Consider the following 16,086-nt stretch of genomic DNA (forward strand, 5'->3'; position numbering starts at 1 on the left):
CCCATGACCCACAACGCCAGCAACCCCGGCAAGAATCGCCGCACCGTCATGCAGTGGATCGGCGGCGCATCCGCCCTTGGCGCATTGACGCCGTTGGTTCCCGCCGGTGCGCAGACACCCGACGCCGCAAGCCGCAACAGCCCGGCCGCAACGCATGCGCTGCCCCCGCGCTTTGCCTACGTCGGCACCTACACCAGCGATGCGCCGGGCGGCACGGCCGGCGGACCGGCATCGAAGGGCATCTACGTGCTCGCCGTCAACGACGGCGGCTGGACGCAAGTGCAAACGGTCGCAAGCGCGAACCCTTCGTTTCTTGCCGTGCACCCCAGCCAGCGCTTCCTGTACGCGATCAACGAGATCGACACCTACCAGGGCCTGCCCACCGGCACGGCCGAGGCCTATGCCATCGACGAGCGCAGTGGCCGCCTGACCTTGCTCAACCGCCAGCCGCTGTCGCTGTCGGGCGTGATCCCGGCGCACCTGGCCGTATCGCCTGATGGCCGCGCGCTGGCCGTGGCCCTGTATGGCGGCGGTGCCTACAACGTGCTGCCGATCGATGCGGACGGCAAGGTCGGCAAGGTCTCTGGCATCGAGAAAGAAACCGGCTCCGGCCCCGATGCCGAGCGCCAGGAGTCGCCGCATCCGCACATGGTGCTGTTCGATGCCTCGGGCCAGCGCGTGCTTGGCACCGATCTCGGCAGCGACCGCATCAATGCCTTCACGCTCGCCGACGGCAAGCTCGCCTTGCTCGGCCGCACGGCCACGCAGCCCGGCGGCGGCCCGCGCCACCTTGCGCTGCACCCTTCGCAACGCTTCCTGTACCTCGTGAGTGAACTCGACGCCACGGTCGCCTGCTTCGGCTACGACGCGGCAAGCGGCAAGGTCGGAGAGCAACGCCAGCGCATCGCGACCGTGCCCGATGGCTTCAGCGGCCAGAAGAACGCGGCGGCGCTGGTCATGCACCCCTCGGGCCAATTCCTCTACGCCAGCAACCGCCGGTTGAAATCGGACCACCCGATGGCCGACAGCGTTGCCGCCTTCCGCGTCGATGCGAACAGCGGCACGCTGACACCGCTGCAGCACTGGAACGAGGGCCTGCGCTTTCCGCGCGCACTGGCGATGGCGCCCGGTGGCAGCCACCTCTACGCGCTCAGCCAGAAAGGCGACACCATCCTGCGCCTGCGCATCGACCCCGCGAACGGCAAGCTCGACCAGCCGGTGCAGGTCGCGCAAGTGCCGACACCGGTGTGCCTGGTGTTTGCCTGATGCGCAGCAGGGCTTAGCTAGCTCCCGCGCGTGAGCATCCGCCCTGCGCGCGCAAGCACGCGGGCTTCGCCCTCGCCGCCGCGATAGGCCAGCACGCCGTTCACGAACACGTGCTCCACGCCCAGGCTCACGCCGTGCGGCTTGTCGTAGGTGGCGGTGTCGGCGATGGTCTCGGGGTCGAACACCACCACGTCGGCCATGCTGCCCGCGCGCAGCAGGCCACGGTCGGCGATGCGCAGGTTGCGCGCGGTCATGCCGGTCATCTTGTACACCGCCTGCTCCAGCGTGAACAGCTTGCGCTGGCGCCAGTAGCGCGCAAACACGCGCGGGAACGCGCCCCACAGGCGCGGATGCGGATGGCGGTCGTGCGGCAGGCCGTCGCTGCCGATCATGGTGAAGGGGTGCGCAATGACGCGCTCCACGTCTTCTTCCTGCATCTGGAAGTAGCAGGCGCCGCCGGGCTTCAGGCGCAGGCAGGCCTCTTGCTCGGTGGTGCCCCACTCGCGCGCGATGTCGGAGATCAGGCGGCCCGTCATCTCGGGGTGCGGGTCGGACCAGGTCAGCAGCACGTCGATGACGCCATCGACCAGGTCTTCGCGCAGCACGGTGGAGCCGGCCACGTAGGGGTACACGTCCATCGCGATCTTCTGGCGCCTGGCCAGGGCTTCGATGAGCGGCAGCGTTTCCTTGGTGCGGCCCCAGTTGGCGGGGCCGGCGCACTTGTGGTGCGAGATGACGAGCGGCACGCCGGCGTTGAAGGCCGAGTCGCCCGCTTCGTGCAGCGCCTCGATGATCTGTTGCATCTCGCTGCGCAGATGGGTCGCGTACACGCCGCCGTGCCGCGCCACGACGCGTGCGAGCGCCGTCACTTCTTCGGCCGGTGCGGCAAAGGCTTCTTCATAGAACAGGCCCGAGGACATGCCATGCGCGCCATCGGCCATGCAGCTGTCGAGCAGCGCTTCCATGCGCGCCAGTTCATCGCCGCTCGCCGGCCGTTCGAGCGCTTCCATGGTCGCGAAGCGCAGCGTGGTGTGGCCGACCAGCGCAGCCACATTCAACGCCGGCTGCGTCGCATCGACGGCCGCGCGGTACTCGGCCATGGTCGCGTGTTTGAACGATTCCGCGCCCAACAGCGTGAGCGGCGGCTTCGACTGCGGCGTGCGGTACGGCGCCAGCGAGATGCCGCAGTTGCCCGTCACCACGGTGGTGATGCCCTGCGACACCTTGGGCAGGCACAGCGGGTCGCGCAGCACGATCGCGTCGTCGTGCGTGTGCGCGTCGATGAAACCGGGCGCGATCACCTTGGCACGGCAATCGACAACCTCGACGTCGGCCAGCGCGAGCCCTTCGGGCAATCGCGCGCGCAGGCCTTCGCCCAGCGCCAGGATGCGGTCGCCCTGCAGCAGCACGTCGCCGGGCCACGAGGGTCCGCCCGAACCGTCGACCACGAGGCCGGCTTCGAGCAGGATGGCTTTGTTGGGGTCGCTCACGATGCGCGTCCTCCTTCGTTGATGCCGCCGCCGTCCCAGCTTTGCAGCGGATGCGTGGTGGCATCGATGCCGTGGCGCTGGAAGGCTTCGCGTGCGCGCTGCAGGCGCTGCACCGCGGGCTCGCCGCGGCGCTGGGCCACCAGCACGGTCAGGATTTCAATGGCGGTGAGGTGCGTCAAATAGGCATCGATGCCCACGTGCATCACCGCGTCGTCGGGCACCGAGAGGCCCAACAGAAAGTCGGCCTTGGCCGCGAGCGCCGTGCCGGGCCGCGTGAGCGCGACCACCTTGGCGCCCTGCCCGCGCGCGATGTCCACCGCGTCGAGCAGCGAGGGCATGCCGCCCACGTGCGAGATGGCGATCACCACGCCGCCGGGCCGCTGCGCTGCGCCGGCCACCTGCTGCAGGTGGTAGTCGGCCCAGGCGTTGGCCGAGATGCCGAGGCGGAACAGGCGCGCCTGCAGGTCGTTGGCCATGAACCACGAGGTCGCGCCCGCGCCGTACAGGTCCACGTGCGGCGCGGCGGCAATGGCCGCCACGGCGCCGTCGAGCACCTGCATGTCGAGCTGGCCGCGCACGCCCGAGACCGAGGCGGCCGCGCTACGCGCGATCTTGCTGACCACTTCGTCGGCCGCGTCCTCGATGTTGACGCGGCGGTGCAGGGGCGAACCGCCCAGCGCCAGTTCCTGCGCGAGTGCGAGCTTGAACTCGCGCAGCCCGGCAAAGCCGAGGTCGCGGCAGGTGCGCATGATGGTCGGCACCGAGCTGCGCGAACGCTCGGCCAGTTGCTCGAAGCTTTCTTCGAGCACGCGGTCCGGGTCTTCGAGGATCAGGTCGAGAATCGCGCGCCGCGTCGCCGGGGCGCCGCTGCGGGTTTCCGCGATTTTCTGAAGCAGTGAAGGAGTCATCGGGTCCGGGTTCAGAAGTGCATGGCGACGGCGTCGCTCACGCGGTAATCCTGTTCGACCACAGGCATCCAGTGCCATTTGTCGAAGGTGGTGCAGGGGTGCGAAATGCCGAGGCCGACGCGGTCGCCCACGGCCGGGGCCTGCGCCTCTTCGGCGGCATCCCAGCGCAGGTAGGCGTGCTGGTCGTTCAGCGCGGTGATCTTCCAGCCGGCGGGCACGGCCTGCGCTTGCAGCGCGCCGCGTGCCGCGCGTGCGATGGGCACGGGCATCGACAGGTCGAAGGAGATGTCGCGCTTGCCCACGGCAAGAATCGCCAGGCCGGGTTCGGGCCGCGATTGCACGGTGGCCCAGACTTCCATGGCCGGTGTCAGGCCCTCGCCGCAGCCGCAGCCCAGGCGCTCGTCCACCGCGTTCACCATGCGCTTGTAGAAGCCGTGGTCGTGCGTGACGTAGCAGCCCGAGCGCAGCAGGCCGCGCACCGGCGCACCCAATGCAGGCTTCAAGCGCCCGGCCACGAGGTCGAAGATGGCCGAGCCGCCGGCCGAGACCAGCACCTCGTCGGTCTCGAACAGCTTGTTCGTGTCGCAGTGGCGCGCCACGGCTTCCACGCGGTCCATCAGCGTGTTGGCGTAGGCCGTGTCGGGTTCGCTGGCACCGGTGGCGCCCTGCCCTTCGTAGGTCTCGATGCCCACGAGCTTGACCGCGTCGCTGGCGCGCAGGCGGGTCGCGAGCGCGATGGCTTCCTCATGCGTGCGGCAGCCGGTGCGGCCGCCATCGACACCGATCTCGATCATCACGTCGAAGGGCACGCTGGCGGGCTCACGCTTCGTCCAGTCTTCGATCAGCGCCAGTTGCGCGAGCGAATCGACCAGGAACACGATGCGCAGGTCGGCATGCGCGCGCAGCAGCATCTGGATGCCGGCCAGGTCTTCGTCGCTCACCACCTGGTTGGCGATGAGCGCGCGGCGCGCACCGGCGGCCACGCCCACGGCCAGTTGCGTGACGGTGGCGAAGGTCAGGCCCCAGGCGCCCGCGTCGAGTTGGCGTTTGAAGAGTTGCGGCGACATCGTCGTCTTGCCGTGCGGTGCGAGGTCGATGCCCCATTCGCGCACACGTGCCTGCATCCACGCCAGGTTGTGTTCGAGCGCCTCGCGCTTGAGCATGGCCAGCGGCAGCGGCAGGTCGCCGGCCAGCACGTTCCAGCCTGCCTGGCCGATCTCGCTGCGGCGGCGTGGCGGCTGAGTGCGCGGGTAGCCCTTGAAGTTGCTGCCCAGCAGCGGGTCCTGGAAGTCCTTGGCGGCGGCGTCGGTGGTGGTCATGGTCATGCGGCAATGTTGGAGAGCAGGTCTTTGCGGAGGCAGGCGCGATAGTGTCCCGCCGAAATTTCTTCGAGCGCGGGCACAGTCTGCGCGCAGATGTCGATGGCATGCGGGCAGCGGGTGCGAAACACGCAGCCCGAGGGTGGCGAAATGGGGCTGGGAATGTCGCCCTTGAGCGCGATGCGCTCGGTGGCCATCTCGGGATCGGGCTTCGGGCTCGCGGCCAGCAGCGCCTGGGTGTAGGGGTGCGAGGGGCGCGCGAACAGCTCGTCGGTGGTGGCCACTTCCATCACCTTGCCCAGGTAGAGCACCACCACGCGGTCGCACAGGTACTCGACCACGTCGAGGTCGTGCGAGATGAAGAGCATCGTCAGGCCCAGGCGCTCGCGCAGGTCGGCCAGCAAGTTGATGACCTGCGACTGGATCGACACGTCGAGCGCCGACAGCGGCTCGTCGGCCACGATGAACTCGGGCTCGACCGCCAGTGCGCGCGCCACACCGATGCGCTGGCGCTGGCCGCCCGAGAACTCGTGCGGAAAGCGGCTCGCATGCTCGGCGCGCAGGCCGACGGTTTCGAGCAGCTCGGCGATGCGCTTGTCGCGTGCCGCCGCGCCCTTGTGCAGGCCGTGCGTGGACAGCGCCTCGCCCAGGATGGCGCTGATGCGCATCTTCGGGTTGAGGCTGGCGTACGGGTCCTGAAAGATGATCTGCAGCTTGCTGCGCAGCTTGCGCATGCGCTCGCCCGAGAGCGCACCGATGTCGTCGCCCCGGTAGAGCACCTGACCTTCGGTGCGCTCGAGCAGCCGCAGCACGGTGCGGCCGATGGTGCTCTTGCCCGAGCCGGATTCGCCGACGAGGCCCAGCGTTTCGCCGGGCTGGATGGCGAACGACACGTCGTCGACCGCGCGCACGGGGCGGTCGCTGCTGCCGAAGTATTTCTTGAGTCCGCGGACTTCGATGAGGGGAGCGGCGGTGGTCATCGTGGGCTATTGGGTCGTGGGCTTTTGGGGTTTGGCTCCCTCCCCTTCCGGGGGAGGGTTGGGGTGGGGGCACGACGGCACTTGATGAAGCACTGCGCCGAACGAACGCCGCCTGCCCCCATCCCGGCCTTCCCCCGGGAGGGGAAGGAGCAAGACGGGAGCGATGCGCGGGTCATGCAGCCCTCGCCAACGCTGCTTGCGGCTGCACGCGAATGCAGCGCGCCTGGCGGTCTTGCCGGATGTCGATCAGCGGCGGCATCGCATCCTTGCAACCCGCCAACGCCTGGTCGCAACGCGGCTCGAAGGCACAGCCCGGCGGCGGCGCAAGCGGGCTCGACACCTGCCCGCGAATCGCAAAGAGCCGCTTGGGCTTGGGCTGCCCCGGCAACCGCGCCTTGCCCGGCAGGCAGGCCAACAGGCCCTGCGTGTACGGATGCTCGGGCTGCGCGAACAGCGGCCGCACAGGCGCGCTCTCGACCACGCGGCCCGCATACAGCACCACCACGTCGTCCGCATGGTGCGCGACCACGCCGAGGTTGTGGGTGATGAAGAGGATGCTCATGCCCGTCTCGGCCTGCAGCCGGCGCATGAGTTCGAGGATCTGCGCCTGGATGGTCACGTCGAGCGCGGTCGTGGGCTCGTCGGCGATCAGCAGCGTCGGGTCGCAGGCCATGGCCAGCGCGATCATCACGCGCTGGCGCATGCCGCCCGAAAGCTGGTGCGGGTACTCGTGGATGCGTTGCGCGGCAGCCGGAATCTCGACCAGCTCCAGCATGCGCAACGCATGGGCCAGCGCCGACTTGCGGTCCAGCCCCTTGTGCAGGCGCACGCTCTCGGCGATCTGCTCGCCGATGGTGAAGACCGGGTTCAGGCTGGTCATCGGCTCCTGGAAGATCATCGACAGCTGGTTGCCGCGCAGCGAGCGCATCTCGCGTTCGCCGATCTGCAGCAGGTCGAGCGACTTGCCTTCGCGCGTCACGAACGACGCGGTGCCGCTGACCTGCGCGTTCGCGGTCTTGGGCAACAGGCGCATCAGCGTGAGGCTGGTGACCGACTTGCCCGAGCCCGACTCGCCCACCAGCGCGGTGGTCTTGCCGGGCTGGATCGAGAAGCTCACGTCGGCCACCGAACGCACGAGGCCGTCTTCGGTGGGGAAGCTCGTGCTCAGGTTGTTGACCGTGAGACGCGGTGTGTTGTGGGAGGCGTTCGTCATCACGAGGTCTTCTTGAGCTTGGGGTCCAACAGGTCGCGCACGCCGTCACCCAGCAGTTGCAGCGACAGTGCCGTGAAGATGATCGCGAGCCCCGGGAACAGCACCACCCAGAAAGCCTGGTGCGCGTACTGCTGGCTGCCCGCGACCATGGTGCCCCAGGTCGGGATCTCGGGCGGCACGCCGACGCCGAGGAACGACAGGCCCGCTTCGGCCAGGATGGCGTAAGCGAAGATGAACGACACCTGCACGAGGATCGGCGACATCAGGTTCGGCAATATGTGCCGCCACAGGATGCGCGAGGTGCGCACGCCCAGTGCGCGCACCGCTTCCACGAACAGCAGTTCGCGCACCACCAGCGTCGAGGCCCGCACCACCCGCGCCACGCGCGGCGTGTAGACCAGCACCAGCGCCAGCACGGTGTTGACCAGCGAGGGCCCGAGGATGGCCACCAGCGCGATGGCCAGCAGGATGTCGGGGAAGGACATCATCGCGTCGACCACGCGCATCAGCGGCGTGTCGAGCCGGCGGAAGAAGCCGGCCATCAGGCCCAGCACGGTGCCGGCGATGACCGAGCCCAATGCGGTGAGCGCGGCAATCGCCAGCGAGTAGCGCGCGCCGTGCACGATGCGCGAGTACATGTCGCGCCCGAGTTCGTCGGTGCCCAGCAGGTGCTCGGCGCTCGGCGCCTTCAGGCGTTGCAGCACGGCCGTGTCGTTGGGGTCGGCCGAAGCGAACAGCGGCGCGCCGATCGCCAGGATGGCGATGACCAGCAGCACCAGCGCGGAGACCATCACGATGCGACGGTGCATCAGCTGGCGGAGCATTCTTGGCATTTGCATGGTGTTTCTCTTCAGACCTTCACGCGCGGGTCGACCACCGCGTACAGCAGGTCGATGGAGAAATTGATCAGCACGTAGATCGCCGCGATCACCAGCAGCGCGCCCTGAATGACGGGGTAGTCGCGGCGCAGCACCGCGCTCACCACGAGGTTGCCCACGCCGGGCAGGCCGAACACGGTCTCGGTGATGACGGCGCCGCCGATCATCAGCGCGACCGTGAGGCCGATCACCGTGACGATGGGCACCAGCGCATTGCGCAGCGCGTGCTTCAGCACGACGACGCTTTCGCTCAGGCCCTTGGAGCGTGCGGTGCGCACGTAGTCTTCGCCCAGCACGTCGAGCATCGAGGCGCGCGTGAAGCGGATGATGAGCGCCGAGTTCAAGAGCCCCAGCACCGCAGCCGGCAGCACCAGCGAATGCAGCCGCTCGGCCAGTGCCGCATCGGGCGCGCCGTAGCCCGAGACCGGGAACCAGCCGAAGGACACGGCAAAGATCTGGATGAGCACGATGCCGAGCCAGAAGCTCGGAATGCTGGCGCCCAGCATCGCGATGCCGGTGAAGAGCTGGTCGACCACGCGCCCGCGGAACACGGCCGAGACGATGCCGCAAGGCACGCCGATCAGCGCCGCGATGGCCACGGCCATCAGCGCGAGCAGCGTGGTGGGCTCGGCGCGCTCCCACAGTGCCTGCGTCACAGGCCGCTGCAGAAAGATCGAGGTGCCCAGGTTGCCCTGCAGCACTTCGCGCAGCCAGTAGCCGAACTGCACGGGCAATGGTTTGTCGAGGCCGTATTCCTTCTGCACGCGGGCGATGTCGGCGGCGGTGGCCTGGTCGCCCAGCAGCACCGAGACCGGATCGCCCGAGGCCGCGCGCGTGAGCACGAAGACGAGCACCGCCACGATGGCGAGCACGACGAGCATGCCGCCGGCCCGCGAGGCGATGTAGCGAAGCAAAGACTTTTTCATCACGCCGAAAACTCGATGGCCGCCGCGCTGCCCACCGCCACGTACTGGCCGGTGAACTTCACGTCGCCGCCCTGCACGCGGAAGACCGTCACGTTGTCGCCCTGCTTGTTGTGGCACACGTAGAGGAAGCGGCCGCTCGGGTCGAGCGTGCAGCTGCGCGGGTAGTTGCCGCGCGTCCATTCCTCACGCACCAGCGTGGGCGCGCCGGTGCGCGCATTGATCCTGAAGAGCGAGATCGAATCGTGCAGGCGGTTGAGCGACACGAAGTGCTGGCCGTCGGGCAGCATGCGGATGCCCGATGCGTAGCTGGTGCCTTTGAAGCCCTTCGGCAGCGCCGAGGTTTCGCTCACGAGCGTGAGCACGCCGGTGGCGTTGTCATAGCGCATGAAGGCGATGGTCGAGGCCTCTTCATTCACCAGGTAGAACCACTTGCCGTTCGGATGAAAGATGAAATGGCGCGCGCCCGAACTCTCGGACACGGCCACGGTGCTCGGCTGACTCAGCACGCCGGTGATGCGGTCGAAGCGGTACGAGATGACGCGGTCGAGCCCCAGGTCGGCTACCAGAACGAAGTTGCCCTTCGGGTCGGCATGCACCATGTGGGCGTGCGGGCCGTCGTGGTCGCTGGTGGCGAAACCTTCGTGCGAGCGCGCGGCTTCAGGCACCACGTCGGCGCCGGGCTTGCACGGCGTGGATGCGCCGCAGGCCTCGACGTCCTTGTAGACGACGGCGGGAACGCTGGCGTCGGGCGTGCCGTCGGCGCGCAGGGCAATCACGCTGACGTCGCCGCTCGCGTAGTTGGCGGTAAAGAGAAAGCGCCCATCAGGGTGCACGCTGATGTAGGCCGGGTCCTTGCCGCCGCAGGGCGTTTCCGACACGAACGACAGCGCGCCGTTCGCGCCGATGCGAAAGGCCGAGACCGAGCCGGCCTCGAACTCGTTCGCCGCATAGAGCATCGGCAGCTTCGGATGGCGCGCGAGCGATGCGGGGTTGCGCAGCTTCGCGCCCTCGCCCGTGCTGGCCACAGCGGGTGGCGCGCCGGGAATGGGCTTGAGCGCGCCGGTGGCGCTGTCGAGCACGAACTGGTGCACGCCCAGGCCACGCCCGCCGCGCCACGGCTTGCCGCCGTCCGAGTAGGTGCCCACGTAGGCGTAGACCGGGCCGGACGTTGCGGCCTGGACGGTAGAGGCCGTGAGGCCAAGGGCTCCGAGGCCGGAGGCCAGTGCGCTGGCTTGCAGAAGTTGGCGACGCGATGGCATGGCTGTGTTCCCCGTGCCTTACTTGATCTTCGCGTTCCAGAAGAACGGCCAGGTCGCGGGCTGGTAGTTGTCCAGCGCCGGGCTCTTGGCCGAGAGGCCGTTGAACTTGCCGACGTTGATGTAGGGCACTTCGTCATAGACGACCTGCTGCACCTTGCCCCACAGCGCGCCGCGCTTGGCCGGATCGCTTTCGGTGTTGAAGGCATTCAGCGCCGCCTTCTTGGCGGGCGTGTCCCACCAGCCGGGCGCACCGTCGCCGAGCTGCGGCGGCGAGAGCATCGGCTCGGGGAACTGGCCCGAGTGGGTGACGTAGACGTCCCACAGCTTGGAGTCGTTGCGGCGCTGCACCAGCGTGGCCCAGTCGACCACGTTGAGGTCGACCTTGAAGCCGGCGCGCTTGAGCTGCTCGGCCATCAGCAGCGCCATGTTGTAGTGGAAGTCGTACTGGCGGCTGGTGAGCACGCGGATCGGCTCGCCCTTGTAGCCGGCCTTGGCCGCGAGTTCCTTGGCCTTGGGGGCGTTGCGCTGGTTGTACTGGTTGACGCCCGAGGCCGAATAGAACGGCGAGCCCTTCGGGAAGTGGTTGCCCTCGGCCACGAAGAAGCGCGTGTCGCCGAAGCCGGCCGCGAGCATCTCGCCTTCGCCCAATGCGGTCTGGATCGCCTGGCGCACGGCCGGGTTGGCGGCCACGCCTTCCTTGGTGTTGAGCACGAGGTACGGGAAGCCGAACGACGGCGTCATGATCGGCAGCGTCTTGCCGCCCGCGGCCTCCAGGCGCGGCAGGGCCTCGACCGGCAGCAGGTCGGCAAAGTCGTACTGGCCGGCCAGCGCGCCTTCGACGCGCGTGCTGGCGTTGGGCACGGGCACGAAGCGCAGCTCTTCGATGGCCGCCTCGCGCTTGCCGCCGTAGCCGCTGGCCGGCTCCTTGCGCGCCGAGTACTTGTCGAAGCGCGTGAGCAGCACGAACTGGTCGGGGCGGCGCTCCTTGAACTTGTAGGGGCCGGTGCCAATGAATTCCTTCAGCGGCGAAGCGATCGAGTCCTTCGCCATGATGGCCGCCATGCCGCTGGGCAGCGCCAGTTGCGACAGCAGCGGCGCGTAGGGCTCCTTCAGCACGATGTCGACGGCCAGCGGGCCCTTGGCCTTGAGGCTGTCGATTTCCTTGCCCACGGCCTTGCCGCGCGGCGACTGGTCCATCCAGCGCTGCAGGCTGGCCACCACGTCGTCGGCCGTGAGTTCACGGCCGTTGTGCAGCATCACGCCCTTGCGCAGGGTGATGGCGTAGGTCTTGCCGTCGGCCGAGATCTTCGGCATGCCCTCGGCCAGCATCGGCACCACGTTCCACTTGGCGTCGAAGGTGTAGAGCGTTTCGTACACGTGCTGCATGATGGTTCCGACCAGGTCGGCGGTCGATGCCATCGGGTCGAGCGTCTGCGGCTCGGCCACCATCGCCAGCGTGGCGAAGTTGCGCGGGCCTTGTGCATGCGCTTGCTGATGGGGCAGCGCGGCGCAGAGCATCGCGAGCAGGGAGGCGCCCAACAGGCTGCGCTTCGACAGCAGGGGCAGGCGCTGGACAAGACCGACGTGGGGCATGGGGAACTCCTTCATGGGGGGCGGGCAAGTTTGTGAAAGAAATTTTCTTTTCGGCCCGGACTTTGAAGCAGTATTCACGCCAAATCATCCGTGTTAACCCTCGATAGAGGGTTTTTCTGAAATAGATTTTCAGATTGGATGGATACTCGCACATCCCCTTCCATCGTTCACTTCACAACCCCAGGAGCCCTCCCATGCCTCTCGAATACCTCGGCGCCCCGCCCCTTGCTTCCGACCGCCAGGTCCGCCCCTTCTCCCCGGCCGTGCGCGCCGGCGACTTCGTCTATGTGTCGGGCCAGGTGCCCGCCAACAAGGACGGCGAGATCGTGGTGGGCGGCATCGAGGCGCAGACGCGCCAGGTGATGGAAAACCTCAAGACCGTGCTCGCCCTGGCCGGCGCCACGCTCGACGACGTGTGCAAGAGCACCGTCTGGCTGCAGGACGCGCGCGACTTTGGTGCCTTCAACCGCATCTACATGAGCTACTTCGGCGAGAACAAGCCCGCCCGCTCGACCACCGAGGCTCGGCTGATGGTCGATGCGAAGGTCGAGATCGACGTGGTGGCCTACAAGCCCAAGGCCTGATCAGGCCTGCTGCAGCTCGGTCTTGCGCTGGATGATGCGCGAGACCAGCCCGTATTCGACCGCCTCGTCGGCCGACAGCCAGCGGTCGCGCTCGATGTCGGCCAGCACCACGTCGATCGGCTTGCCGGTTTCCCGCGCGATCTCGTGCGCGATGCGCTGGCGGGCCTTGATGATCTCTTGCGCCTGGATGGCGATGTCGGTCGCCTGGCCGCCCGCGCCGCCGCTGGGCTGGTGAATCAGGAAGCGGGTGTTGGGCAGGCACACGCGGCGCTCGCGCGGTGCCGACAGGAACAGGTGGGTGGCCGCGCTGCCAACCCAGCCGGTGCCGATCATGTTCACCGGTGCACTGATGAAACGCACGATGTCATGGATGGCATCGCCCGACTCCAGGTGGCCGCCCGGCGAACTCACGAGGATGTCGATGGGTTGCTGGTTGTCCGCGTCGAGCGCGATGAGCCGGCGCGTCACGTCGGCGGCCACGGCGTCGGTGATGGTGCCGAAGATCAGGAGCGTGCGCGATTTGAATGCCTTCTCCTCCAGGTAGGAGTTGCGCGGCTCGGCGGTGGCCGCGGGCTTGGTGTCGTCGTCGGTTTCCATTGAGAACATGGGCTGCATGAAGAAAGCTCCTGTGGTTGAACTGTCTTGACGAACAAGCCCACAGTTTCGTGACATTACCGCTGCTGTGGCAAGCTGCGCCGATGCTCGATGAACGCTATCTGTCGCAATTCCCGGTGCATCGCGGCCGGCTGGTTCGTGCCGCCATGCGCCTGCTCGGCGGCAAGGCCGAGGCTGAGGACGTGGTGCAGGACACCTACCTGCGCGCACTGGAAACAGGCCAGGGCAACGCCCGCGAACTCGACGCGGCGCAGGCCTGGCTGACCACGGTGATGCAGCACCTGGCCATCGACCGGCTGCGGCGGCGCAACTGGATGCAGGCGTGGCTTCAGGATGCCGGCGCCGAGGCGCAAGGCACCGCGCACGAGGCGCCTTCGGCACAGGACGACGCGGCGCTGGCCGAATCCACGGCGCAGGCGCTGCGCCTGCTGGCCACGCGGCTGTCACCGGCGGATGCAGCCGCTGTGCTGCTGCGCGAGGTCTTCGAGGCCAGCTTCAAGGAGATCGCGGAGGCCAGTGGCAAGACCGAGTCGGCCTGCAGGCAGCAGCTGCATCGTGCGCTGCTGCGGCTGCGGCAGGACAGTCGCGCGGACGAAGGCCGCGACAACGACACCGGATCGGACGCGCACTTTCATGTGTACCGGCAGGCGCTGCATGACTGCGATGCGAAGCTGCTGTTCGCGATGCTGCGGCAACCGCCCACGCGGGCCTTTGGGGCGTCGGCCTCGATGGCCGCCACTGCCAGTGGTGCGCCGCGCGCGGTCTGCCAGGTCATGCAGATCGGTGGGCGGATCGGCCTTGTGCTGACGCTGGGTGGAAAGGTGTTGTGCGTACTGCCGCTGGATGCGCGGCCAATGGAAGAAGAGGCCCTCTCTTCGCATTAGCCCCTTCCCCCTCTGGGGGAAGGTTGGGATGGGGGCCGCGCGGCCTCAAAGACTGCGCGGCATCGAAGGCCGCATGCCCCCACCCCTGCCCTCCCCCGGAAGGGGAGGGAGAAAGACGGGATCAGCCCGCCAGCCGCCCAGCCACGAGTTGCAACACCCGATCGCAACGCTTCGCCAGATCCTGGTCATGCGTGACCATCACAAAGGCCGTGCCATGCCGATGCGCCAGATCAAGCATCAGCGCGAATACCGTATCGGCAGTGCTGCGGTCGAGGTTGCCCGTCGGCTCGTCGGCCAGCACGCAGGCAGGCTGCGTGACCAGCGCCCGCGCGATCGCCACGCGCTGGCGCTCGCCGCCCGACAACTCTGCCGGCCGATGGTGCAAGCGCTCGGCCAAGCCCACGCTCGACAGAATCTTCGTAGCCGACTGCACAGCCTGCGCCGGCTCCACGCGGCGGATCTTCAGCGGCATCGCCACGTTGTCGAGCGCGCTGAACTCGGGCAACAAATGATGGAACTGGTAGACGAAGCCCAGGTGCTGGTTGCGCAGGCGCCCTTGCTCGGCGGCATCGGCATGCGCGATGTCCTTGCCCAGCAGTTCGACCTTGCCGGACGTGGGCGCATCGAGCCCGCCCATCAGGTGCAGCAGCGTGCTCTTGCCGGAGCCCGAGGCGCCGACGATGGCCAGCGTTTCGCCGGCATGCACGTCGAGGTCGACGCCGTGCAGCACCGTCAGGTCGAGCCGGCCTTCGTGGAAGCGCTTGGTCAGGCCGCGGGCCTTCAATACAACGTCACTCATAGCGCAGGGCCTCGGCGGGGTTCACGCGGCTGGCGCGCCAGCTCGGGTACAGCGTGGCCAGGAACGACAGGACAAGGGAAATGATGGCAATCGGCATGATGTCGCTGCGCTGCGGATCGCTCGGCATCTTGCTGATCAGGTAGATGTCCTTCGGCAAGAAGCTGGCGTGGAAGAGCCGCTCGAGGAAGGGCACGATCACGTCGATGTTGTAGGCGATGCCCAGCCCCAGCAGCAGGCCGATGCCGGTGCCGATCACGCCCACCATCGCGCCCTGCACCACGAAGATGCCCATGATGCTGCGCGGCGAGCTGCCCAGCGTGCGCAGGATGGCGATGTCGGCGCGCTTGTCGGTCACGGTCATCACCAGCGTCGAGACGAGGTTGAAGGCCGCCACCGCCACGATCAGCGTGAGGATGATGAACATCATGCGTTTCTCGACCTGCACGGCCGCGAACCAGGTCTTGTTCTGGCGCGTCCAGTCGCGGATCAGGAACTGGCCCGGCAAGGTCACGGCCAGCTGGTCGGCGATGTCGCGGGCCTCGTTCAGGTCTTTCAGCTTGAGGCGGATGCCGGTCGGGCCTTCGAGGCGGAACACCTTGGCCGCGTCTTCCTCGTGGATCATGGCCAGCGCCGAGTCGTACTCGTAGTGGCCCGAATCGAAGGTGCCGACCACGGTGAACTGCTTGAGCCTGGGCACCACGCCGGCCGGCGTGACCTGCCCGCCCGGTGCCACCAGCGTGACCTGGTCGCCCGGCTGCACGAACATCGAGCGCGCCAGCTCGATGCCCAGCACGATGCCGAACTGGCCCGGCACCAGCTTGTCGAAGGTGCCGCCCGCGGCAATGCCGTTGGTGTCGGTGACTTCGGGCTCGAGCTTGGGGTCGATGCCGCGAATGATCGCGCCCTTCATGTCTTCACCGCGCGCGATCAGCGCCTGCGTGTTGATGAAGGGCGCCGCGCCGACCACCTCGGGGTTCTTGCGCGCCGCCGCCATGATCTGGTCGATGTCCTGCAGCGCCTGGCCGTCGCGCGAAAGGATCTCGATGTGCGACACCACGCCGAGCATGCGGTCGCGCACCTCTTTCTGGAAGCCGTTCATCACACTGAGCACAATGATCAGCGCCGCCACGCCCAGCGCGATGCCGAGCATCGAGACACCGGAGATGAAGGAGATGAAGCCGTTGCGCCGCGTCGCCCGGCCTGCGCGCGTGTAGCGCCAGCCGAGCTGCAGTTCATAGGGGAGTCGCATCAAATTTCCCGCCGAGCCGCCTCAAGGGAAATTTGCCCGCCCTCGGGGGGCAGCGAACACACGAAGTGAGGAGCGAGGGGGTAGGTCATACGTCGGAATTGTGGCATCCCGGATTCCCTTGGG

15 protein-coding genes are annotated in these 16,086 nt (G+C 67.9%); 3 read left to right on the forward strand and 12 right to left on the reverse strand.

The window, feature by feature from the left end:
- Window positions 1-3: 3 nt before the first annotated feature.
- The gene (locus BLQ28_RS25290; protein WP_093246003.1) at window positions 4-1,266 is read left to right on the forward strand and encodes a lactonase family protein; all 1,263 of its coding nucleotides are present in this window, start codon (window positions 4-6) and stop codon (window positions 1,264-1,266) included.
- Window positions 1,267-1,283: 17 nt separating this feature from the next.
- Here the strand turns inward: BLQ28_RS25290 and BLQ28_RS25295 are convergent, their stop codons facing one another.
- From BLQ28_RS25295 to BLQ28_RS25335, 9 genes are all read right to left on the reverse strand, one after another.
- Window positions 1,284-2,756: an N-acyl-D-amino-acid deacylase family protein gene (locus BLQ28_RS25295; RefSeq protein WP_093246004.1), complete on the reverse strand. Its 1,473-nt coding sequence runs from the start codon at window positions 2,754-2,756 to the stop codon at window positions 1,284-1,286.
- Window positions 2,753-3,664: a MurR/RpiR family transcriptional regulator gene (locus BLQ28_RS25300; RefSeq protein WP_093246006.1), complete on the reverse strand. Its 912-nt coding sequence runs from the start codon at window positions 3,662-3,664 to the stop codon at window positions 2,753-2,755. Before BLQ28_RS25300 ends, BLQ28_RS25295 begins: the two co-directional genes overlap by 4 nt.
- Before the next feature lie 11 nt (window positions 3,665-3,675).
- Window positions 3,676-4,989 (reverse strand): amino acid deaminase, encoded by a 1,314-nt coding sequence (locus BLQ28_RS25305; protein WP_371126708.1) that lies wholly within the window; start codon window positions 4,987-4,989, stop codon window positions 3,676-3,678.
- Window positions 4,986-5,963, reverse strand: a complete 978-nt coding sequence (locus BLQ28_RS25310; RefSeq protein ID WP_093246007.1) for an ABC transporter ATP-binding protein — start codon at window positions 5,961-5,963, stop codon at window positions 4,986-4,988. The genes BLQ28_RS25305 and BLQ28_RS25310 overlap by 4 nt, the downstream gene beginning before the upstream one ends.
- A 172-nt stretch (window positions 5,964-6,135) precedes the next feature.
- Window positions 6,136-7,176, reverse strand: coding sequence for an ABC transporter ATP-binding protein (locus tag BLQ28_RS25315; protein WP_093246009.1), 1,041 nt, complete (start codon window positions 7,174-7,176; stop codon window positions 6,136-6,138).
- Complete coding sequence (locus tag BLQ28_RS25320; protein WP_093246010.1) at window positions 7,176-8,015, reverse strand: ABC transporter permease; 840 nt, start codon at window positions 8,013-8,015, stop codon at window positions 7,176-7,178. The genes BLQ28_RS25315 and BLQ28_RS25320 overlap by 1 nt, the downstream gene beginning before the upstream one ends.
- A gap of 11 nt (window positions 8,016-8,026) precedes the next feature.
- Complete coding sequence (locus tag BLQ28_RS25325; protein WP_093246181.1) at window positions 8,027-8,968, reverse strand: ABC transporter permease; 942 nt, start codon at window positions 8,966-8,968, stop codon at window positions 8,027-8,029.
- 11 nt (window positions 8,969-8,979) lie between these two features.
- Complete coding sequence (locus BLQ28_RS25330) at window positions 8,980-10,239, reverse strand: lactonase family protein (RefSeq protein ID WP_093246012.1); 1,260 nt, start codon at window positions 10,237-10,239, stop codon at window positions 8,980-8,982.
- Between the two features lie 18 nt (window positions 10,240-10,257).
- Entirely contained in the window at window positions 10,258-11,832 is a 1,575-nt protein-coding gene (locus BLQ28_RS25335; protein WP_093246183.1) for an ABC transporter substrate-binding protein, read from the reverse strand.
- Between the two features lie 194 nt (window positions 11,833-12,026).
- Between BLQ28_RS25335 and BLQ28_RS25340 the strand changes: the two genes are divergently transcribed.
- Window positions 12,027-12,416, forward strand: coding sequence for a RidA family protein (locus BLQ28_RS25340; protein WP_093048728.1), 390 nt, complete (start codon window positions 12,027-12,029; stop codon window positions 12,414-12,416).
- Here the strand turns inward: BLQ28_RS25340 and BLQ28_RS25345 are convergent, their stop codons facing one another.
- Entirely contained in the window at window positions 12,417-13,013 is a 597-nt protein-coding gene (locus BLQ28_RS25345) for an ATP-dependent Clp protease proteolytic subunit (RefSeq protein ID WP_093246013.1), read from the reverse strand.
- A gap of 68 nt (window positions 13,014-13,081) precedes the next feature.
- On the opposite strand from BLQ28_RS25345, the gene BLQ28_RS25350 reads away from it, so the two are divergent.
- Window positions 13,082-13,915 (forward strand): sigma-70 family RNA polymerase sigma factor, encoded by an 834-nt coding sequence (locus BLQ28_RS25350; RefSeq protein ID WP_256327453.1) that lies wholly within the window; start codon window positions 13,082-13,084, stop codon window positions 13,913-13,915.
- A 121-nt stretch (window positions 13,916-14,036) separates the two neighbouring features.
- Here the strand turns inward: BLQ28_RS25350 and lolD are convergent, their stop codons facing one another.
- Both lolD and BLQ28_RS25360 read right to left on the reverse strand, forming a co-directional pair.
- Window positions 14,037-14,714 carry a lipoprotein-releasing ABC transporter ATP-binding protein LolD gene (lolD, locus tag BLQ28_RS25355; RefSeq protein ID WP_093246016.1) on the reverse strand — a complete coding sequence of 226 codons (678 nt, stop codon included), beginning with the start codon at window positions 14,712-14,714 and terminating at the stop codon, window positions 14,037-14,039.
- Window positions 14,707-15,963: a lipoprotein-releasing ABC transporter permease subunit gene (locus tag BLQ28_RS25360; RefSeq protein WP_093246018.1), complete on the reverse strand. Its 1,257-nt coding sequence runs from the start codon at window positions 15,961-15,963 to the stop codon at window positions 14,707-14,709. Before BLQ28_RS25360 ends, lolD begins: the two co-directional genes overlap by 8 nt.
- Window positions 15,964-16,086: the final 123 nt, after the last annotated feature.

The organism is Variovorax sp. EL159, from assembly GCF_900100965.1.
GTDB lineage: Bacteria > Pseudomonadota > Gammaproteobacteria > Burkholderiales > Burkholderiaceae_C > Variovorax.